The sequence below is a fragment of the Streptomyces sp. GESEQ-35 genome (genome assembly GCF_017948485.1).
Classification (GTDB): domain Bacteria; phylum Actinomycetota; class Actinomycetes; order Streptomycetales; family Streptomycetaceae; genus Streptomyces.
This window is the reverse complement of sequence record NZ_JAFFSX010000015.1, coordinates 173641-192509: the sequence shown is the minus strand read 5'-3', so window position 1 is coordinate 192509 and position 18869 is coordinate 173641. Positions and strand designations below refer to the sequence as shown.

The window sequence follows — 18869 nt, the reverse complement described above, 5'->3', positions numbered from 1 at the left end:
TCTGCGGGTCCGTCGTGGCTGGTCGCGCAGTTCCCCGCGCCCCTACGGGGCACGAATACCCCCGGCTTGAAGGTAACGTCTGTCACCACGGGGTTATCCAACGCATCCGCCCCGGAGGGGACTTCGTGGGGATCGAGAGCGACCAGGTCGTCTACGAGTATCTGAGCCGCGTCGGGGACGTGGCTCAGCAGCAGCAGTTGCCGTCGGCTGCGCGGATGCGGCTGGTGTCGGAGTTGCGGAACGAGATCGACCGGCGCAGGTCGAAGGCGCCGGTCGACAGTCCTGCCGCCGTTCGCCGTATCCTCGCCCGGCTGGGCAGCCCGGACGAGGTCGTCGCGGCGGCCGACGGCAGCGGCGGTGCGATCGAGGCGCCGGAGGCCTCCGTGCCCGTACAGCGGAAGGGGTTGCGTCGTGTCGTGCCCCGGCCTCGGCCCGCCGAGGACAGCGGCCCTTCCGATGTGCCCGCCCCGCCGCACCTCGCCGGTGCGGACGAGCTGGGGGGCAGTGCGACGCGGCCCGACTGGTGGCGGGTGGACAGCAGCCCGTTCGGGGTCGGGGACGAGGTTCCGGGATTCGTCGGCGGGGTGGAGATCCCGGAGCTGCTGAAGCCTCCGCCGCCGAAGGAGATCGAGAAGGCGGAGAGGAAGAAGGAGGCCGTCGAGGACGAGCCCGTCGCTGTGGAGGAGGCCGAAGAGGCCACTTCCAGGCGCCGTCTCCGCCTGCCACGCCCCGGGAACTGGAGCAACCCCCTCCTCTTGATCGGCGCCGCCCTCCTCGTCACCGGTGCCGTCCTGGGGAATCTGCTCGTGCTCCTCTTCGGCTGGCTCATCGCCTACGCCTCCCGGCGGCTGACCCAGGCGGAGCGGAAGTGGGCCGTCATCGGGCTGCCGGGCGCGGCGCTCGCCGCCGGGATCGTCTGGCTGTGGGGACGCAACGAGGGGCGGTGGGGCGACCCTATCGCGGAGGCGCACATGAACGACGCCGTCTCCGAGACCTGGCCATGGGTGATCCGGGGCGCCGCCGTCGCGTCAGCCCTGTTCCTGCTGTGGAGGTCCCAGCGGCAGCGGTAGGGGACCGGGCGTCTTGATCGCCCTCCCGCCTGGGCACAATGGCCCATATGACCTCTGCCGCCCTCCCTTCCCTCACCGTCGGCTTCGACCTCGACATGACGCTCATCGACTCCCGCCCCGGCATCCACGCCTGCTACGAGGCGCTCGCCGAGCGGACGGGGACGTTCATCGACGCCGACCTGGCGATCACGCGGCTCGGTCCGCCGCTCGCGGAGGAGTTGATCAACTGGTTCCCGGCGGAGCGGATCGAGGAGATGGGGGATCTGTACCGCTCTATGTACCCGACGATCGCCATCGCCGCCACACCCGCCCTGCCCGGCGCCCGTGAGGCGATCGCCGCGGTGCGCGCGGCCGGCGGTCGGGCGATCGTGGTCACCGCCAAGTACGAGCCCAACGCCAAGCTGCACCTGGAGCACCTCGGTATCGACGCCGACGCGGTGATCGGCGACCTGTGGGCCGAGCAGAAGGCGGAGGCGCTGCGCGAGCACGGGGCGGGGGTGTACGTCGGCGACCACATCGGCGACGTGCGCGGAGCCCGTACCGCCGAAGCCCTGTCCGTGGGAGTGGCGACCGGGCCGTGCGACGCCGACGAACTGCGCGCGGCCGGAGCGGATGTGGTCCTGCCGGACCTCACCCACTTCCCGGCCTGGCTCGCCGACTACCGTCCGGCGCGCGCCTGACGGCGGCCGGCCGCGACTGATTGCAGGACCCCGGCACCGGCCACCAGGAACCCGACGCCCATGAGCATGCTCAATCCGAACATGTACGTCGGAAATGGCGTCGTATCGAGAAGAAGCGGGGCCACGGTGACGAGTGTGGCCACGGCACCGATGAAGAAGACGATGGCTCCGGCACGGATCAGTCGGTCACCGGGCGCGGCGGAATTCGTTTGGGTTTTGTCAGGCACCGGACCAGGGTAGTTCCCTGCGCGAAGGAACAACCGGGTGACGTCTTGTCACCGGGGGGAAGACCATTAGCCTTGGTACCGGCGGGTCCACACGACCCGCCCCAGTGCTATCAAGAGCAGTTCCTGAGCCGTTTCCGAAGCAGTTTTCCGACGAGTACGAGGACGAGGACAGACGTGCCTACCGGCAAGGTCAAGTGGTTCAACAGCGAGAAGGGCTTCGGCTTTCTCTCCCGTGACGACGGCGGCGACGTCTTCGTCCATTCCTCGGTCCTCCCCGCCGGAGTCGAGACGCTCAAGCCGGGGCAGCGAGTTGAGTTCGGGGTCGTCGCCGGGCAGCGCGGTGACCAGGCGCTTTCGGTCACGATCCTCGACCCGACCCCTTCCGTCGCCGCCGCCACTCGCAAGAAGCCGGACGAGTTGGCCTCTATCGTCCAGGATTTGACGACTCTTCTCGAGAACATCACGCCGATGCTCGAGAGGGGCCGTTACCCCGACAAGGCCGCCGGCGGGAAGATCGCCGGTCTGCTGCGGGCGGTGGCCGACCAGCTCGACGTATAGATCCTGTGGATCCTTTGGATTTCTAGGGGAAATCCAGTGCATCCGGGCCGAGGGGCGGCAACAGCCCCTCGGCCGCTGCGCGTGTGAGCAGGCCCCTGACCGCCGCATAGCCGTCCACGCCGAGGTCGTGGGTGAACTCGTTGACGTACAGGCCGATGTGCTGGTCGGCGACGGACGGGTCCATCTCCTGGGCGTGTTCCATGACGTACGGGCGGGAGACCTCGGGGTCGTCCCAGGCGGCCTTCACGGACGTACGGATGGACTCGGCGAGCAGTGTCAGGGTGTCGGCGCCGAGTGAGCGCTTGGCGATGATCGCGCCCAGCGGGATCGGCAGCCCGGTGGTGTTCTCCCAGTGCTCGCCCATGTCCGCGAGCTTGTGCAGGCCGTAGTTCTGGTACGTGAAGCGCGCCTCGTGGATGACGAGTCCCGCGTCCACCTTCCCGTCCCGTACGGCGGGCATGATCTCGTGGAACGGCATGACCACGATCTCGCCGACGCCCCCGTCGACCGTGTCCGCGGCCCAGAGGCGGAACAGCAGATACGCCGTCGACCGCTCGCTCGGCACGGCGACCGTACGGCCGGTGAGGTCCACGTCCGGCTCGCGGGTGAGGACGAGCGGGCCGCAACCCCGGCCCAGCGCACCCCCGCACGGCAGCAGCGTGTACTGGTCGAGGACGTACGGCAGCACGGCGTACGACACCTTCAGCACGTCGAACTCGCCGCGCTCGGCCATGCCGTTGGTGATGTCGATGTCCGCGAACGTCACATCGAGCGCGGGGGCGCCCGGCACGCGGCCGTGGGCGAGGGCGTCGAAGACGAAGGTGTCGTTCGGGCAGGGGGAGTACGCGATCTGCAGCGGGTCATGCAGCGGGTCAGCGGTCATGCCTGTTCCAACTCTCCAGTACGGGCGCGAGCTTCCCGAAACCCTCGGTGAGGGCCGCGAGGGCGTCGCCGATGCGCCAGGCGGCGCGGTCGCGCGGGCCGACGGGGTTGGAGACGGCGCGGATCTCCAGCACGGGAACGCCGTGCGCGGCGGCCGCCTCGGCGACGCCGAAGCCCTCCATCGCCTCGGCGAGGGCGGTCGGATGACGGTCGAGGAGCGCGGCGGCACGGGCGGCGGTGCCGGTCACCGTGGAGACGGTGAGTACCGCGCCGGCACGGGCTCCGGTGGCCGCCGCGACGTCTCGTACGAGTGATTCCGGCGGACGGTGGGTGACGGTGCCGAAGCCCAGCTCCGTGACCGGCAGAAATCCGTCGGGCGTCTCGGCGCCCAGGTCGGCGGCGGTGATCTCGTCGGCGACGACGAGGGAGCCGACGGGGGCGGACGGCTGGAAACCGCCGGCGATTCCGGCCGAGATCACCAGGTCGTACGAGGCTCTCGCGAGGGCCGTGGCGGTGGTGGCGGCGGCGCGGGCGGGACCGACTCCGACGGCGAGGACGTCACCCGGGAACCCGCCCGTGAACGCCTGTGCCACCGCGTCCCGTTCGGCGGGGACGGCGGTGGCGACGAGGACGCGTACGGCAGGCGTGGTCAGCCGTCCTTCTTCAGCTTGAAGGACCACAGGCCGGTGACCGTCTGGCTTTCCTTCTTGCCGTCGGCCGCCTTGATGGAGACGAGGGTGGAGTCCCCCTGGGCGCCGTACTGGGTGTTGAAAAACACGCTGCCCGGGATCGTGCGGTACGTCTTGTCGGTGTCCTCGGTGAGCGGCTGACCGTTCATCAGGATCGTCCAGCGCTTGTCGGCGACCTCGGGGTCGACACCGAAGCGGACGGTTTCGTCCGGGTCCACGGTGATGGACTTGATGTCGGTGTCCTTCAGGCACTGCGTCAGCTCCGCCGACTTCAGAGCCTCGCCCTCACCGCCACAGGTGGCCTCCTCGCTGACCGAGGCCCTTCCGACGGTGATCGTGGACAGCGGCGTCGGCTTGTCGCAGGCCGACAGGACGAGCAGTCCGGCGGATACGGCGCCGGCGGCGGCGAGCGCGCGGCGGCGTCGCACAGCGGATTGCATGGTCATGGGCGAAGGCTATCGGGCACGCGCTGTCCGCCTGCCATGCGGGGTACGGCGTGCCGTGCGCTCCGCGGGATAGGCGGTGACTTACCCGCGGGCCGGTGGGGGCTGGTCGCGCAGTTCCCCGCGCCCCTTCGGGCGCTTTGGTTTACGTCACCCGCGCAGGCGGGCCGTTGCCTTGTCGGGCCGAGGCGAGCAGGCCGCGGACCGTGGTCAGCCAGCCGGTGGCGACGATGGTGGCGGCCACCGAGAGGCCGAGGGTGCCGTTGAGGGGGAGGACGATGCCGATCGCGCCGCCGAGGACCCACGCCACCTGCAACAGCGTCTCGGAGCGGGCGAAGGCGGAGGGCCGGACCGTCTCCGGTACGTCCCGCTGGATCAGCGCGTCCAGGGACAGCTTGGCCAGCGCCTGCGCGAACCCGGCGACCGCCGCGAGACACGCCACCAGGGCCGCCCCGAAGAAGATCGCCGCCGTGATCGCCACGCCCAGCACGAACGCCACCACCGACACGACGATGATCTCCGGCGCGCGTGATCTCAGCCAGGCCCCGACCGCCGTACCGATCGCGTTGCCCGTGCCCGCCGCGACCACCACCATCCCCAGCGACCACGCCGCGCTCTCGCCGGTCAGCGGATGCTCCCGCAGCAGGAATGCCAGGAAGAAGGTCAGGAAGCCGGAGAGACAGCGCAGGGCGGCGTTGGCAGCGAGGGCATGGGTGACGGCGATACCGACGGTGCGCAGATTGGGGCGCTTGACGGGCCGGCGGTGCGGGCCGTGCAGATGCTGCTCGTCGGCGGCGAGGAGGGCGGTGTCCTCGCCCTTCGCCGAGTCGACCTTCGGCGGGAGGGAGAAGGAGAGGAACATACCCGCTATGAAGATCACGAAGGCGCCGTAGAGGGGCCAGCGGGGCCCTATGGCCTGTAGGCCCGCCCCGATGGGAGCCGCCACACCGGTGGCGAGCAATCCGCCGAGCGTGACCCGCGAGTTGGCTTTCACCAGGGAGAAGCGGGGCGGCAGCAGCCGGGGCACGACGGCGCTGCGGATGACGCCGTACGACTTGGACGCGACGAGCACCCCCAGCGCGGCCGGGTACAGCTCGATGCCACCGGTGATCACCGCGCCGGAGAGGATCAGCGCGAGCAGCGCCCGGGCGAGCATCGCCATCCCCATCGCCGCACGACGCCCGTGCGGGATGCGGTCGAGGAGCGGGCCGATCACGGGGGCGAGGAGCGTGAACGGCGCCATGGTGATGCCGAGGTAGAGCGCGACCCGGCCGCGGGCCTCGTCGGTCGGCACCGAGAAGAAGACGGTGGAGGCGAGGGCCACGGTGATCATGACGTCACCGGCGCCGTTCACCGCGTGCAGCTCGATCAGCTTGCCGAGGCCGGACTCACCCGCGCCGTGCGCGTGCGTCGCCTTGCGGATGCCGCGGGCGGGCCCCGTCACCGGCAGGTGGAGGGCACGGCCGACCGAACGCAGCGGTCCGCCCACCCGGCCGGTTCCGTTGCGCCGGCTGCTCCCCTTGACCCCGCCGACACCGGTGGCACCGTGGGGCGTCCTTGCGGCTGCCATTCCGCCATAGTGCCCCGAGATGGGGGTGGGTAGTGCGGTTACGGCACGGATGGCGCGGCACTTTTGTACAGCCACGGTCCCCGCAGCGCCCTTTAGGGGCGCGGGGAACTGCGCGACCAGCCGAGACGGCGCAGCAGCCGCCAGACGACAGATCGTGGCACGTCAGAAGGCGAATTCAACAACCCCCGGTCTGGAAGAGCCCACCGGAAACCCAACGTCGGTGTAGGCCCAGCGCCAGCGAACAGGTAGCGTGCGTAGCGCGTCGTGGCGAACGTTCTCGGCCGCGCGCCTCTCAGTCATCCCGCAGAATGGATGGAGAAGGTGCGCCCGAGCGCGATCGGGCGTGGACGTTGACGCGGCCCAATGGTCCGCTCCGTTCCGCCTGACCGCCTTCAGGCAAGGCGCACCCGAGAGACGGCGTAGGAGAGAAGCGATACCTGTGAGCGCAGCGACCACGCGAAGCCGCACCCCCGACCGTCTGTGTGCCGAGGCCGTCGACCTCGCCCGCGCCGCCGCCGAGGAGGCCGCCGCGCCAGGGGTCGTGGGCGAGCACGCGGGACTCGTCTCGGAGGGCGACCGCGTCGTCACGCACTACTTCGAGTGCAAGGAGTTCGGGTACCGCGGCTGGCGCTGGGCCGTCACGGTGGCCCGCGCCTCCCGCGCCAAGGTCGTCACGCTGGACGAGGTGGTCCTCCTCCCCGGCACCGACGCCCTGCTGGCCCCCGAGTGGGTCCCGTGGAGCGAGCGGCTGCGCCCCGGCGACATGGGCCCCGGCGACCTCCTCCCGACCGACGCCGAGGATCTGCGCCTGGAGCCGGGCTACTCCGGCGAGGACGATCCGCGCCTGGAGCCCGGCTACTCCGGCGAGGACGAGCCGGCGCCCAACGCCGCTGTCTCGCACGAGATGGCCGAGCTGGTCGAGGCGGAGGACGCGGAGGTGACGGCCGGGCCGCCGGCGAACTTCCCGATCGCCCCCTCGCGCGGCTCGATCGCGGCGGTCGCGGAAGAACTCGGCATGCGCCGGGCCCGCGTCCTGTCCCGCTACGGCCTGCACGTCGCCGCCGACCGCTGGGAAGACTCGTACGGCCCCAAGACCGCGATGGCCCAGGCGGCCCCGGCATCCTGCGTGAGCTGCGGCTTCCTCGCCCCGATCGGCGGCTCGATGGGGCAGGCCTTCGGCGTCTGCGCCAACGAGTTCTCCCCGGCCGACGGCCGCGTCGTCTCCCTCGCCTACGGCTGCGGCGGCCACTCCGAGGCCGCGATCATGCCGAAACCCCCACGACCGGCTCCGCCGGTGATCGACGAGACCCGAGTGGACCCGTTCCCGCTGCGGCCGTCGCCGGATTCGGGGTCGGTTTCGGTGGGGGCGGACGAGGAGTCCGGGGAGTTGGGGCACTCGTAGCGGGGCGGCTCAGGCCGGATCGCCCGGGTGGGTCAGGCGTTCTCCACCGTCGCGGCGATGGGTGTGCCGATCTCGACCGTGCGGCTGACGGTGCAGAGCCGGTCGTGGGAGGTCTTGACCGCCCGGGGGAGGATCGCCCGGGCACGATCCGCGCCTTCGCCGTCCGAGAAGGTGACGGAAAAGGTGACGGCGAGCTCGGTCATCCGGTTGCCGAGTTCGTCACTGATCTTGTGACCCGTCACCGCGACGGAGAACCTGGTGGGCTCCGCGTGACGGCTGGTCGCGACGTCGACGTCCACCGCCGTGCAGCCTCCGATCGCTGCGAGCAGCATCTCGACCGGGGTGAACTCCGCCTCCCCCTCAGGATCGGAACCGGTACCGAAGCTGATCGTGCCGCCACGGGCGTTCGTCGCGACGAAGCGGCCGCTGCTGGTGCGCTCGACGGTGACGGAGCGCAGGGAGTTGTCGGTCATGCCGTCGAGACTAGTGACCGAGGGCGAGCAAGCTCTGCACGACCTCTTCCGCCGTCATGGGCGTCGTGGCATGCTCACCGCTCAACGCACATCTGAACATCGTTCATATCTGTGAAACGCATCTGAAGTCGCACGGCGTCGGCCCGTCCGAGGGACCACCTACATGAACGGAGTGGATGAATGAGCGCACGATCCCGCTTCTGCATCCTCTTGGCAGCCCTCGCCACCTTCACCACGGGAGCCTCAGTTCCTGTAGTCGCACAGACGGCGCACCGAGTCCCGAACACCGCCGTCCTGGACGGCGCCCGTCTACAGCAGACGAAGCTCCGTCTGGATCGCGGCGACCCGCAACTTCGGCGAGCCGTCCAGGCGTTGACGGTCCGCGCCGACAGGTGGCTGGACCAGGGCCCCTGGACGGTCGTCGACAAGCCCAGGCCCGCCCCCGGCGGCGACGCCCATGACTACCTCAGCCAGGCCCCTTACTGGTGGCCCTCCCGGACCCCGACCTCCGACAACCCCTGGGGCTGCCCGTACGTGCAACGCGACGGCGAGCGCAACCCCGAGGTCGACACCGGCACCGACCGCCAGGACGTCGAGAGGACCTTCGACTCCGCCTACGACCTCTCCCTCGCCTGGTACTACACCGGCGAGAAGCGGTACGCCGAGAAGGCCGGGCGGGTGCTGCGGACCTGGTTCCTGGATCCGGCCACGAGGATGAACCCGAACCTGAACCACGCGCAGTTCATCCCCTGCAAGTACGAGGGTCGTGCCATCGGCATCATCGACTTCTCACAGTCGTACACCAGCGTCCTCGACGCGCTCGCCCTTCTGGCCACCGGCGCTCCGGGCTGGACCGAGACCGACCGCGCCGGCATGACCAAGTGGAACACCGACTTCCTCGACTGGCTCAAGAACAGCGACTTCGGCAAGCAGGAGGCCGCCGCCACCAACAACCACGGCACCTTCTACGACATGCAGCTCGCCGGCCTCGCCTACGCGACCGGCGACAAAGCTCTGGCCCGCCGGACGGTCCTGGACGCCCGGAGCAAGCGCATCGCGCCGCAGATCGCGGCTGACGGCAGCCAGCCCCAGGAGCTGACTCGCACCCGGAGTTGGCACTACTCGACCTTCGACCTGGTGGCCTACACCCGGCTAGCGGCCATCGGCCGGCATGTCGGGGTGAACCTGTGGGCCTACCGAGGTCCGGACGGGCAGAGCCTGTTCAAGGCGGTGGACTACCTGTTGCCCGCCGCGACGGGAGCCGCCGCCTGGCCGCATCCGGAGCTCGAATTCCACCGGTACGCGGCGACCGACGTCGTGCACGCGGCCGCCGATGCGGGAGACAAGCGAGCGCGACGGGCCGTTCCGTTGCTGGAGGAGCCGCCCGGCGGCGACCTGTGGGCCCTGCGCCCAGCCGCAGAGCAGCTCGACTCCATCGCGGGCTGACCTGCCGAATTCCTCCCGACTCAGCCGGGAATACAACAAGGCGCTTCCATGGCGCACTCGGCCCAGACCGTCTTGCGCGGGGCGGGGCGTTCGCAGGCCATGGCGAACGGCCAGCCGGTCACCGAGCCCAAGCAGCTCCGTATCCTTGAACTGCGGTATGGCATCATCCGAGCTCAGGCGCTCACGCCCCGTGAGTCGATTCGCCTCTCACCCGGACCTGTCGTCGACGCGGTAGGCCATGCACCGATCCCAGCCGTCATGACCGTGTACGACGTCAAAGACACCGTCATGGGCGTACAGCCGGCAGTTCCCCGCCCTGGCCCGGAGAAAGTCCGCGTCGGCGCCACTGGCCACTGCTTCGTGGCCGTCTCCGCAGATGATGTCCCTTCCCGACCCGGCGTTGACGGTGCCGTCGCCGGGTCCTCCCCACACGGTGGCGTACGCGCCGTAACAGCGCGGCGGCGTCGCGGCGGCGTCCGTCTCGGTGGCCACCGTGGCTGCCAGGGCCAGCACTGCCGCGCCGGACCCCGCGAGGATCCTTGTTCGCGTGATCCTCGGTTTGGTCGGTGCGTTCATGGACTTCCCCCCCGTTCAAGAGCCGATCCCCCCGTCCGAGGGGCGGATGTTCTGTGGTCCACGGTGGCCTCGCCCCCTCGTGGCGACCATTCGTCATTGCGCGAATCCTTCGGACCCCGGTCTCCGGTGAACGGGCGTACCTTCGAAGCAGGCCGGGGGCTGTGGAAGGGGGGCGAGGTCATGAGCCGTCACTCGATCACCGAGAGCCACATGCGGGCGATGCTCGGCGTCATCGACGAGGCACGGCACGACAAGGGGGACGAGGTCCCGCCGCGATCGCTGCTGGAGGGGCTGGGGCGGCTGGTGCCCTGCGACCTGGCGGAGTTCGGCGAGGTGGATCTGCCTACCCGGTGTTTCTTCGGGGACCAGGAGGTGGAGTACGGCGGCCACTACCCCATGCCGGACAGCGAGGTCTGGTGGCGCTTCAAGCACCAGCATCCCCACTGCGTCGCGGTCGAGCGAAGCCCCGGTGGTCTGGAGGTTTCCCAGCTGACGGACTGGATGGCCACGCGGGAGTTCCGGAACCTGGCCTTGTACACCGACTACTTACGCCCCTTCCCCAACATGCTCGTGGTGCCCCTGCCCACCGCCCCCGGCCGCATCCGCATGTACACCTTCAGCCGCGAGAGCACGCGCCCCTTCAGCGAACGGGACAGGCTCACACTGGAGTTGATGCGCCCGCATCTGTACGACATCTACCGGGAGGCCGCCCGGCGACGGCAGGCGCCCGTGCGGTTGACGCTCCGCGAACTCGACGTCATGCGTGCCGTGGCGAAGGGTCTGAGCAACGACGCCATCGCCCGGCAGATCGTGGTCGAGCTGAGCACGGTCCGCAAACACCTGGAGAACGTCTACCGCAAGCTCGGTGTGTCGAGCCGTACGGCGGCCGTCGCGAGGCTGTTCCCCGAGACGCCGTGACACATCTGCGGGCGGCGAACGTCGGCGACGTGGACAGGATCACCGACCTGCACACGCTGGCCCGTGCGGCGTACTACCGGGCCGGCGGGCTGTCGGATGCGGCGCTCACGTCTTCCGGTGCGCTCTCCGACCGTCGGGAGGGCTGGATGCGTGCCGTCCGTCGGGACGACAGGACTGTGCTGTGCGCGGAAGGCGGCGGCGAGCTGGTGGGGGTCCTGTCGATGGGCCCGCCCTACGAAGCCGACGTCGATGCCACCGCAGTGGGGCAGCTCTACCAGATCCACGTCCGGCCCGGTCTGTGGGGACAAGGCGTTGGCAGCGACCTGCACGCCGCATTCGTGAAGTTCCTCCGCGACGCGTCCCTCTCGGCGGGCGTGCTGGAGGCCTGGGAACGCAACAGCCGGGCCCAGGTCTTCTACGCCCGGCACGGCTGGAAGCCGGACGGATATCATCGGCCAGGTCCGGGTGACGTGAACTACGTTCGCATGCGCCTCAATCTGGACGTCGCGGTCTGATTCCGTCGAGCAGGGCGCGCACGTCAGCCGCGTCGGTGTCCGCGCGGAGCGCGCCGGCCGGGGGACTGGCCAGAGTCCGGGCCAAACCCTCGTACATGCTGCTCTGCTCCATGTAGCTGAAGTTGGGGTTCTGCGCCGACGAAGATGCCATCCTCCGCCGCGTCGACGAGCATCTCGACGCCGGCGCCGACTGGGAGCCGCACTCGGCGACCGGCACCGGGCGTGAGAGCGGGCGGATTCCTGAGCCGCCGACGCGCACACCCCGTTCCGTGAGAGTTCGGGTGCGGGGAGGTGGACGGCGAACCGCGGTGTCGGTGTCGCGCGATACCTTCATCCTCACGCCGATGAGGGCTGATGAGGAGAGACAACGTGAGCAAGTTCGTGCGGCCCGCCGGCGAAGGTGCGGATCCCTTCGGGACGGCTCGTCTGCGTCGCGGGGTGCTGGACGCTTGGGCGACCAGTCCGGCCCGGTTCCGTGAGGACGCCAACGCCGAGGAAGACCTTGTTCTCGGCGGGTACAGGGACCGGCTCGTTGTCGAGCTCGCGCAGAACGCCGCCGACGCCGCGGCCAGGGCAGGCGTGCCCGGCCGGCTCCGTCTCACCCTCCGCGACGGCGTCCTGTTCGCCGCCAACACCGGCGCCCCTCTGGACGCGGCCGGCGTCGAGTCCCTGGCCACGCTCCGCGCCTCCGCCAAGCGCGACGCCCGGGATACGGCGGTCGGCCGCTTCGGTGTCGGATTCGCCGCCGTACTCGCCGTCACCGACGAGCCCGCGGTCGTCGGCCGGCACGGCGGCGTGCGCTGGTCCCTCGCCGAGGCCCGCGAGCTGGCCGGGGAGACGGCCGGCCACAGCGCCGGCCTCGGGGACGAGATCCGGCGGCGCGACGGGCACGTCCCGCTCCTTCGCCTCCCCTTCGCGGCCGAGGGGACCGCTCCCGACCCCTACGACACCGTCGTCATCCTCCCTCTCCGCGACACGGCCGCCGCCGACCTCGCCGAGCGCCTTCTGCACGCCGTCGACGACGCCCTCCTCCTCGCCCTGCCCGGCCTCGAAGAGGTCGTGATCGAGACCGATGACGTCCGCACCCTGCGCCGCCGCACCGAGGGCGCCCTGACGGTCGTAGAGGACAGCAGGGAGGGCACGACCGGGTGGCGCAGCGTCTCCGCGCACGGGCCGCTGACGCCCGAACTCCTCGCCGACCGGCCCACCGAAGAGCGCCTGCGCCCGCACTGGTCCGTCACCTGGGCCGTCCCGGTCGACGCCGACGGCTCCCCGGCCCGCCCCCGCACCAGCGCCGTCGTCCACGCCCCCACCCCCAGCGACGAGCCCCTCGGCGTGCCCGCCCTGCTCATCGCCTCCTTCCCCCTCGACACCACCCGCCGGCACGCCGCCCCCGGCCCGCTGACCGACTTCCTCGTCGAGCGGGCGGCGGACGCGTACGCCGAACTGCTCGCCGACTGGCGCCCGGTGAGCACCGGCATCATCGGCCTCGTCCCCGGGCCGCTCGGCAAGGGCGAACTGGACGGAGCGCTGCGCCAGGCGATCCTCCAGCGCCTGCCGCGTACGTCCTTCCTGCCCCCCGCGGTCCACGGCACGGACGACGACGAGCTGCCCGAGTCCCTCCGACCCCGCGACGCCGAGATCGCCGAGGGCGCCGGTGCCGACACCGTGCACGTCCTCGCCGAGGTGCTGCCCACGCTGCTGCCCGCCGGGCTCGAACGGCGTGTGGAGCTGCGGACGTTGGGGGTCGCCCGGGTTCCGCTGACCGACGCGATCGACCGCCTCGCCGGGCTGGAGAAGGAGCCGGGCTGGTGGCGGCGGCTCTACGACAGCCTCGCGGGCGTCGACCCGGATCGCCTCTCCGGCCTCCCCGTACCGCTCGCCGACGGCCGTACGACGATCGGCCCCCGCCAGGTCCTCCTGCCCACCCCGGACGGCTCCCGTGTCGCCCCGGAGATGCTCGCCCGGCTCGGCCTCAAGGTCGCCCACCCGGACGGCGTGCATCCGCTCCTGGAGAAGCTGGGTGCCCTGCCCGCGACGCCGCGCGCCGTGCTCACCACCCCGCAGGTACGGGCCGCCGTCGCCGCCTCCCTGGACGAGGACGGCGGGATCTCCTGGGAGGACGACGCCGCCCTCGACGCCGAGGAACTGGCCGACACCGTCCTCGCGCTCGTCCGGGACGCGGCACTGGAGCCCGGCGACGAGCCCTGGCTCGGCGCCCTCGCCCTGCCCGACGAGGAGGGGGACTTGGCCCCCGCAAGCGAACTCGTCCTCCCCGGCAGCCCCTTCGCCCAGGTCATGCGGGATGGCGAACTCGCCGCCGTGGACGCCGAGCTGGCCGAGAAGTGGGGCGAACAGCCCCTCGCGGCCTGCGGCGTGCTGGCCGGTTTCGCGCTGGTGAGGGCCACGGACGTCGTGCTGGACCCGGACGAACTGGAGCCGCGGGAGGGCGACTTCGCCGAGACCGACGACGCGGGCCTGCTGGACGCGGTGGACGTCTGGTGCGAGGACATCCTCGACCGTTTCCCGGACACGCCCGTACCGCCGGTCGCCACGGAGCTGGTCGCCGTACGTGACCTGGACCTGGTGGACGACGACAGCTGGCCCCAGGCCCTCGCCCTGCTGTCGAAGCCCCCGCTGCGTGACGCGATCGTCGAGCCCGTCCGGATCCTGCTGCCGGACGGCACCCACGAGACCGTACGGCCCTACACCGCATGGTGGCTGCGCGGGAACCCGGTCCTGGACGGCCGCCGCCCGGCCGGTCTGCTGGCGGCGGGCGGGGATCCCCTGTTGCGTGGCCTGTACGAAGAGGCCGACGCGACCGGGTTCGAGGACGAGCAGGTACTGCGGGCCCTCGGCGTACGGACCTCGGTGTCCGCCCTCCTCGACGAGCCGGGCGGCGCCGCCGAACTGCTGGACCGCCTCGCCGACCCCGACCGCGAGGTCACCGGCGCCCAACTGCACGCCCTGTACAGCGCGTTGGCCGACCTCGACCCCGAGCAGGTGACCCTGCCGGACGACCTCCGGGCCGTGGTCGACGGCGACGTGGTCGTGGTGGACGCGGCGGACGCGGTCGTGGTCGACTCACCGGACCTGCTGCCCTTCACGGACGGCGTGCCCTTGCTGCCCGTCCGCCCCTCCCGCGCCGCCGAACTGGCCGAGCTGTTCCAGGTGCGGCGGCTGAGCCAGTCCGTGACGGGGTCGGTCGACTCCGAGGGGACTGAGCACGACGTACCGGAGTCGGTGCGGGTGCTGCTGGGGGCGCTGACGCCGTCCTCGTACGTCGAGCACGAGGAACTCGTCGTCGACGGCGTGGAAATCGACTGGCGGCTGACGACCGACGGCGTCCTGCACGCCTCGACCCTGGAGGGCGTCGCAGCGGGGCTTGCATGGGCGGCCCGGCAGTGGCCGCGGCGGTTCGAGGTGGCGGCGCTGCTGGAGGATGCTTCGCGGACGGAGGAGCTGGCTCGGGACCGGTGGTTCGACTGAGACCGGCACGGACGTAAAGGCCGCCCCACCGGTGAGATTCCGGTGGGGCGGCCTTTCCATCTGTCGTCTATCCCCAGATGTGCGCGTACATCGCTTCGTAGCGTGTGTACATCAAGCCCAGTTCTCGCGGCTTGTTTCGCACGTCCAGGAATTCGAGGACGAGTGAGAACAGGTGGTCCACGGCCTGTCGATGCTGCTCGGGGGTCAGATGGTCCGGGTTCTTCCAGCCCCTGAGGTCGATGTCGGGGAACAGGTCCAGGAGGACGAGCTTGTGCCAGTAGAAGCTGCTGCACTCGCCCCTGCGGACGACCAGCCACTCGGTGAAGCCGCGCAGCATTCCGCCCGACCTGCCGACGTCGATCCCCGTGAGGAACATGGCCGTCGGGTAGTAGGTGCCGTTCAGGCCGTAGCCCTCAGGATGTTCGCCCATCTTCTCGATGAGCTGCTTGTCGTTCACTAGTCCCCCTAGAACCCGAAGTCGGCGTTGTAGACCAGGATGTTGAGGATGGCCGCCGGTTTCTCCGGCAGTGCCCTCACGCCCGCTAAGCGGCGTCCCGTTCGCTCAGGAACGTGAGCAGCAGGGCGAACAGACAATCCACCGCATGCTGTTGCTGTTCATCGTTCAGTCCCGCCCAATGCCGGATGGCGGCACCGGGGAAAGCTTCCTCAAGGACGAGCGCCGTCCAGCCGAGGCTGCTCCTCTCGCCCTTGCGCGTGACGAGCCACTCGTTGAACCCTTCGAGCAACTTGCCCGAGGTGCCTCTCGATCAGCGTCTTGTGCACCTCATCGCCGTCCTCCGGTCAACTCCCGTTAATCCGCGGCAAGTTCGCAAGTAAGTTCACCGCATCCGTACAACCTTTCACAACCGCCGCGAATCTCCTCACATGAGTCAACAGGCTCCGCCATCACTTGGGCCCCGCGCCGACGACGAGCCGTGAGGAACGACCGGCGCCGGGGTTCGCACACGACGTGGGGAACGCATGCGCATACGAGCCACCGTGGCCGCCCTCTCCGGCGCCCTGGCCCTCTCCGCCTTCGCCGTCCCGGCCGCCCAGGCCGACGTGCAGGGCACCGTGAGCATCGACAAGCCAAGCGCCCAGGAGCGCTTCGGAGCCTCCTCGGCCAAGTCCGGGTTCGCCGCCCAGGCCCTGCCCGAGGTGTCCAACGTGACCGTCAACTCCGGCAAGGCGCTCGTCTTCGGCACCACGACCGTCAGAACCTTCGAGGTGTCCCTGACCGCCAGCCACCCCAGCGGCATCGTGGACGCCTACATGGACCTCTGGCACGGCACGGACCTCGACAACGTCGACGGCTACCTGCCGCCGAACGAGGAGGCGGCCAACTGCACGGCGATCAGTGCCACGACGTCGAACTGCAAGCTCACCATCACTGCGTCACCGGGTCTGCACGGTGACGGGGTCGGCGAACTGTACGCCAACGCGCTGGCCGGTACCTGGCACGTCACCGCGGCCGTCCAGTCCGCGGACGGTGAGGTCTACGGCAACGACTTCTACCAGACCCACAAGGTCCAGCGCCTCGCGAAGCTGACCACCGACGCCGCGCCGGAGCCGGTGAACGCGGGCCAGACCATCTCGGTGACGGGCAAGCTGACCCGCGCCGACTGGGAGACCGGCAAGTACGTCGGTCTCAGCGGCCAGGCGCTGCACCTGCAGTTCCGTGCGACGGGTGCCAGCGCCTACGCGACCGTGAAGGGCATCAAGTCCACCACGGGCGGTGCCGCGAACACGACCACGAAGGCGACCGTCGACGGCCACCACCGCCTCAGCTACCCGGGCATCTCCAGCACGGGGCAGGCCGTCGCCACCGGCGACTACGTCGGCGTGAGGTAGGCGCCGCATGTCTGTGGTCCGGCCCCGGAAGCCGTCCGGGGCCGGACCGGGCCGTGGGGACATTGATATTTCCCGCACAAATTTCGCACCATCCGTACAACCATTCCCCTGCGCCGCAGATCTGATCACGCGGGTCAACAGACTCCATGATCACTTGGGCCCCGTGCCGACGACGAGCCGTAGGGAACGACCAGCGCCGGGGCCCCTTTCTCCACTTGGGGAACGCATGCGCACAAGAGCCACCGTGGCCGTCGTCACCGGCGCCCTGGCCCTCTCCGCCTTCGCCGTTCCGGCCGCCCAGGCCGCCGGTTCCGCCCCCTCCTCCGCCGACAAGGGCGACCTCGTGGCCGCCGCGCAGGCTGCCCGTGAGGCCGCTTCCGGCACGTCCGCCTTCGGCACCTTCGCCGCAGCCGACACCGGTGTCCCATACGCGCTGGACCTCTCCTTCTCCAGCGTGAAGGTCAACAACGGCAAGCCGATCGTCGCCGGCACCACCCAGCAGGTGACGGTCCCGGTCACCTACAAGGTCACGCACTCCGCGGACATCGACCTCAACGCCGCCGACTTCTGGATGGACGTCGAGATCTACCGTGGTTCGTACGACGAGCCCACCAACTTGCTGTTCGGGGACGACTGGCCGGTCTGCACCGCCGTCACGTCGACCACCGCCACCTGCAAGGGCACCATCGACGTCTACCCGGACTTCGAGCTGACCAACGCCGACGCCACCACCTGGAAGGTCGGCGGCTACGCGGTCGACTGGAACGACCAGGACCCGCTGGCCGACGACATCGACTGGAGCAAGGTCGGTTACATCGACAACGACGCCCTCGGCACCACCAAGCTCCAGCGCTTCTCCAAGCTGACGGTCAACGCTTCGCCGGAGCCGGTGAAGAAGGGCAGGACCATCACGGTCACGGGCAAGCTGTCCCGCGCCAACTGGGAGACCGGCTCCTACGCCGGTTACGCCAACCAGTCGGTGGTGCTCCAGTTCCGCAAGAAGGGCACCACGAACTACACGAACGTCAAGGGCATCAAGTCCACCTCGACGGGCGCCCTGAAGACCACCGTGACGGCCTCCGTCGACGGCTACTACCGCTTCCAGTTCAAGGGCACCACGACCACCCCGCCGGTCACTGTCGCGGGTGACTTCGTCGACGTGCAGTAAGCCCTTCCCTCTCAGCACTCCCTCTCTCACTCCCACCTGAGGAACCCATGCGCATCCGTGCCACCCTGGCCGCCGTCACCGGCGCCCTGGCCCTCTCCGCTCTCGCCGTCCCGGCCGCCCAGGCCGCCGACGCCCCCGGCAAGCTCCCCCTGAGCTCCGCCGGCTCCACGGCCACCGCCGCCGAGCTCGATGTCACCTTCTCCAACATGAACGTCAACAAGGGCAAGTCGATCGTCGTCGGCACCACGGCCCAGGTCGCCGTGCCGGTCACGTACACCCTGACGCACGCCGCCGACCTCGACACCAGCGCCGACAACTTCGCCAGCGGTCCCCTCATCTACCGCGGTACCTCGGTGGAGTCGGCGACCAACATCCTCATCAGCGACGACCCGGGCACCTGCACCGCCGCCTCGTCGACCGTCCTCAACTGCTCGGCCGTGATCTACATCCGCCCGGCCGACGCCGATCTGTCGAGCTCCGAGGCGGGCACCTGGAAGGCGGGCGGTCTCGCCATCACCGCCGACGAGGACACGAAGTGGCAGGGAGACCTGGGCACCCGCAAGGTCCTCCGCACCGCCAAGCTCACCGTCAACGCCTCCCCCGAGCCCGTGAAGAAGGGCAAGACCATCACGGTCACGGGCAAGCTGACCCGCGCCAACTGGGACACCAACACCTACGCGGGCTACAGCAGCCAGTCGGTGGTGCTCCAGTTCCGCAAGAAGGGCACCACCAACTACACCAACGTCAAGGGCATCAAGTCCACCTCGACGGGCGCCCTGAAGACGACGGTCACGGCTTCCACGGACGGCTACTACCGCTTCACCTTCGCGGGCACCGCGACGACCGCACCGGCCACCGTCGCCGGCGACTACGTCGACGTCCAGTAAGAGCGCCCCGTAAGGGGCGCGGGGA

Annotated in this window: 20 protein-coding genes and 1 pseudogene; 12 read left to right on the top strand and 9 right to left on the bottom strand. The window is 70.3% G+C overall.

The genetic code is table 11. The features are described from left to right. Window positions 1–125 precede the first annotated feature (125 nt). Window positions 126–1070 carry a hypothetical protein gene (locus KCH87_RS27725; protein WP_210588988.1) on the top strand — a complete coding sequence of 315 codons (945 nt, stop codon included), beginning with the start codon at window positions 126–128 and terminating at the stop codon, window positions 1068–1070. Window positions 1071–1108: 38 nt separating this feature from the next. Next, window positions 1109–1750 carry an HAD family hydrolase gene (locus tag KCH87_RS27720; protein ID WP_210588987.1) on the top strand — a complete coding sequence of 214 codons (642 nt, stop codon included), beginning with the start codon at window positions 1109–1111 and terminating at the stop codon, window positions 1748–1750. Here the strand turns inward: KCH87_RS27720 and KCH87_RS27715 are convergent. After that, entirely contained in the window at window positions 1729–1977 is a 249-nt protein-coding gene (locus tag KCH87_RS27715; RefSeq protein ID WP_210588986.1) for a hypothetical protein, read from the bottom strand. The two genes, KCH87_RS27720 and KCH87_RS27715, sit on opposite strands and share 22 nt — an antisense overlap. Window positions 1978–2151: 174 nt before the next feature. Between KCH87_RS27715 and KCH87_RS50155 the strand changes: the two genes are divergently transcribed. Continuing rightward, on the top strand, window positions 2152–2535 hold the full coding sequence (locus tag KCH87_RS50155) for a cold-shock protein (protein ID WP_067434904.1): 384 nt from the start codon (window positions 2152–2154) through the stop codon (window positions 2533–2535). Between the two features lie 22 nt (window positions 2536–2557). Here the strand turns inward: KCH87_RS50155 and KCH87_RS27705 are convergent, their stop codons facing one another. The 4 genes from KCH87_RS27705 to KCH87_RS27690 form a co-directional block, all read right to left on the bottom strand. Continuing rightward, window positions 2558–3418 carry a 1,4-dihydroxy-6-naphthoate synthase gene (locus tag KCH87_RS27705; RefSeq protein WP_210588985.1) on the bottom strand — a complete coding sequence of 287 codons (861 nt, stop codon included), beginning with the start codon at window positions 3416–3418 and terminating at the stop codon, window positions 2558–2560. Continuing rightward, window positions 3408–4097 carry a futalosine hydrolase gene (locus KCH87_RS27700; RefSeq protein ID WP_210588984.1) on the bottom strand — a complete coding sequence of 230 codons (690 nt, stop codon included), beginning with the start codon at window positions 4095–4097 and terminating at the stop codon, window positions 3408–3410. Before KCH87_RS27700 ends, KCH87_RS27705 begins: the two co-directional genes overlap by 11 nt. After that, window positions 4067–4552 (bottom strand): DUF2771 domain-containing protein, encoded by a 486-nt coding sequence (locus KCH87_RS27695; RefSeq protein ID WP_247196904.1) that lies wholly within the window; start codon window positions 4550–4552, stop codon window positions 4067–4069. The genes KCH87_RS27700 and KCH87_RS27695 overlap by 31 nt, the downstream gene beginning before the upstream one ends. Before the next feature lie 142 nt (window positions 4553–4694). Further along, window positions 4695–6119 carry an MFS transporter gene (locus KCH87_RS27690; RefSeq protein WP_210588983.1) on the bottom strand — a complete coding sequence of 475 codons (1425 nt, stop codon included), beginning with the start codon at window positions 6117–6119 and terminating at the stop codon, window positions 4695–4697. A gap of 439 nt (window positions 6120–6558) precedes the next feature. On the opposite strand from KCH87_RS27690, the gene KCH87_RS27685 reads away from it, so the two are divergent. Beyond that, on the top strand, window positions 6559–7521 hold the full coding sequence (locus KCH87_RS27685) for a DUF3027 domain-containing protein (RefSeq protein ID WP_210588982.1): 963 nt from the start codon (window positions 6559–6561) through the stop codon (window positions 7519–7521). 32 nt (window positions 7522–7553) lie between these two features. Here KCH87_RS27685 and KCH87_RS27680 read toward each other — a convergent pair whose 3' ends face one another. Next, window positions 7554–7994 carry an OsmC family protein gene (locus KCH87_RS27680; protein WP_210588981.1) on the bottom strand — a complete coding sequence of 147 codons (441 nt, stop codon included), beginning with the start codon at window positions 7992–7994 and terminating at the stop codon, window positions 7554–7556. Window positions 7995–8174: 180 nt separating this feature from the next. Here KCH87_RS27680 and KCH87_RS27675 point away from each other — a divergent pair, with 180 nt between their 5' ends. Then, on the top strand, window positions 8175–9440 hold the full coding sequence (locus KCH87_RS27675) for an alginate lyase family protein (protein ID WP_210588980.1): 1266 nt from the start codon (window positions 8175–8177) through the stop codon (window positions 9438–9440). Window positions 9441–9524: 84 nt separating this feature from the next. Beyond that, window positions 9525–9638 (top strand): annotated as a pseudogene (locus KCH87_RS49285) (transcriptional regulator); the annotation flags it as partial. A 9-nt stretch (window positions 9639–9647) separates the two neighbouring features. On the opposite strand, the gene KCH87_RS27670 reads toward KCH87_RS49285, so the two are convergent. Beyond that, window positions 9648–10016 carry a hypothetical protein gene (locus KCH87_RS27670; RefSeq protein ID WP_210588979.1) on the bottom strand — a complete coding sequence of 123 codons (369 nt, stop codon included), beginning with the start codon at window positions 10014–10016 and terminating at the stop codon, window positions 9648–9650. A gap of 180 nt (window positions 10017–10196) precedes the next feature. On the opposite strand from KCH87_RS27670, the gene KCH87_RS27665 reads away from it, so the two are divergent. From KCH87_RS27665 to KCH87_RS27655, 3 genes are all read left to right on the top strand, one after another. Next, window positions 10197–10934: a helix-turn-helix transcriptional regulator gene (locus tag KCH87_RS27665; protein WP_210588978.1), complete on the top strand. Its 738-nt coding sequence runs from the start codon at window positions 10197–10199 to the stop codon at window positions 10932–10934. Between the two features lie 29 nt (window positions 10935–10963). After that, entirely contained in the window at window positions 10964–11449 is a 486-nt protein-coding gene (locus KCH87_RS27660; RefSeq protein ID WP_308298930.1) for a GNAT family N-acetyltransferase, read from the top strand. A 369-nt stretch (window positions 11450–11818) separates the two neighbouring features. Beyond that, window positions 11819–14938 carry a sacsin N-terminal ATP-binding-like domain-containing protein gene (locus KCH87_RS27655; protein WP_210588977.1) on the top strand — a complete coding sequence of 1040 codons (3120 nt, stop codon included), beginning with the start codon at window positions 11819–11821 and terminating at the stop codon, window positions 14936–14938. Window positions 14939–15005: 67 nt separating this feature from the next. On the opposite strand, the gene KCH87_RS27650 is transcribed toward KCH87_RS27655, so the two are convergent. Together KCH87_RS27650 and KCH87_RS27645 are read right to left on the bottom strand one after the other, a co-directional pair. Next, entirely contained in the window at window positions 15006–15395 is a 390-nt protein-coding gene (locus KCH87_RS27650; RefSeq protein ID WP_210588976.1) for a hypothetical protein, read from the bottom strand. An 85-nt stretch (window positions 15396–15480) separates the two neighbouring features. Further along, a complete protein-coding gene (locus tag KCH87_RS27645) occupies window positions 15481–15684 on the bottom strand; it encodes a hypothetical protein (protein WP_210588975.1) in 204 nt (67 codons plus the stop codon). Between the two features lie 235 nt (window positions 15685–15919). Here KCH87_RS27645 and KCH87_RS27640 point away from each other — a divergent pair, with 235 nt between their 5' ends. The 3 genes from KCH87_RS27640 to KCH87_RS27630 all read left to right on the top strand — a co-directional run bounded on the left by KCH87_RS27640 (window position 15920) and on the right by KCH87_RS27630 (window position 18844). After that, complete coding sequence (locus KCH87_RS27640; RefSeq protein ID WP_210588974.1) at window positions 15920–16789, top strand: calcium-binding protein; 870 nt, start codon at window positions 15920–15922, stop codon at window positions 16787–16789. Window positions 16790–17015: 226 nt separating this feature from the next. Continuing rightward, complete coding sequence (locus tag KCH87_RS27635) at window positions 17016–17957, top strand: hypothetical protein (RefSeq protein WP_210588973.1); 942 nt, start codon at window positions 17016–17018, stop codon at window positions 17955–17957. Window positions 17958–18004: 47 nt separating this feature from the next. Beyond that, a complete protein-coding gene (locus KCH87_RS27630; protein ID WP_210589037.1) occupies window positions 18005–18844 on the top strand; it encodes a hypothetical protein in 840 nt (279 codons plus the stop codon). Window positions 18845–18869 lie beyond the last annotated feature (25 nt).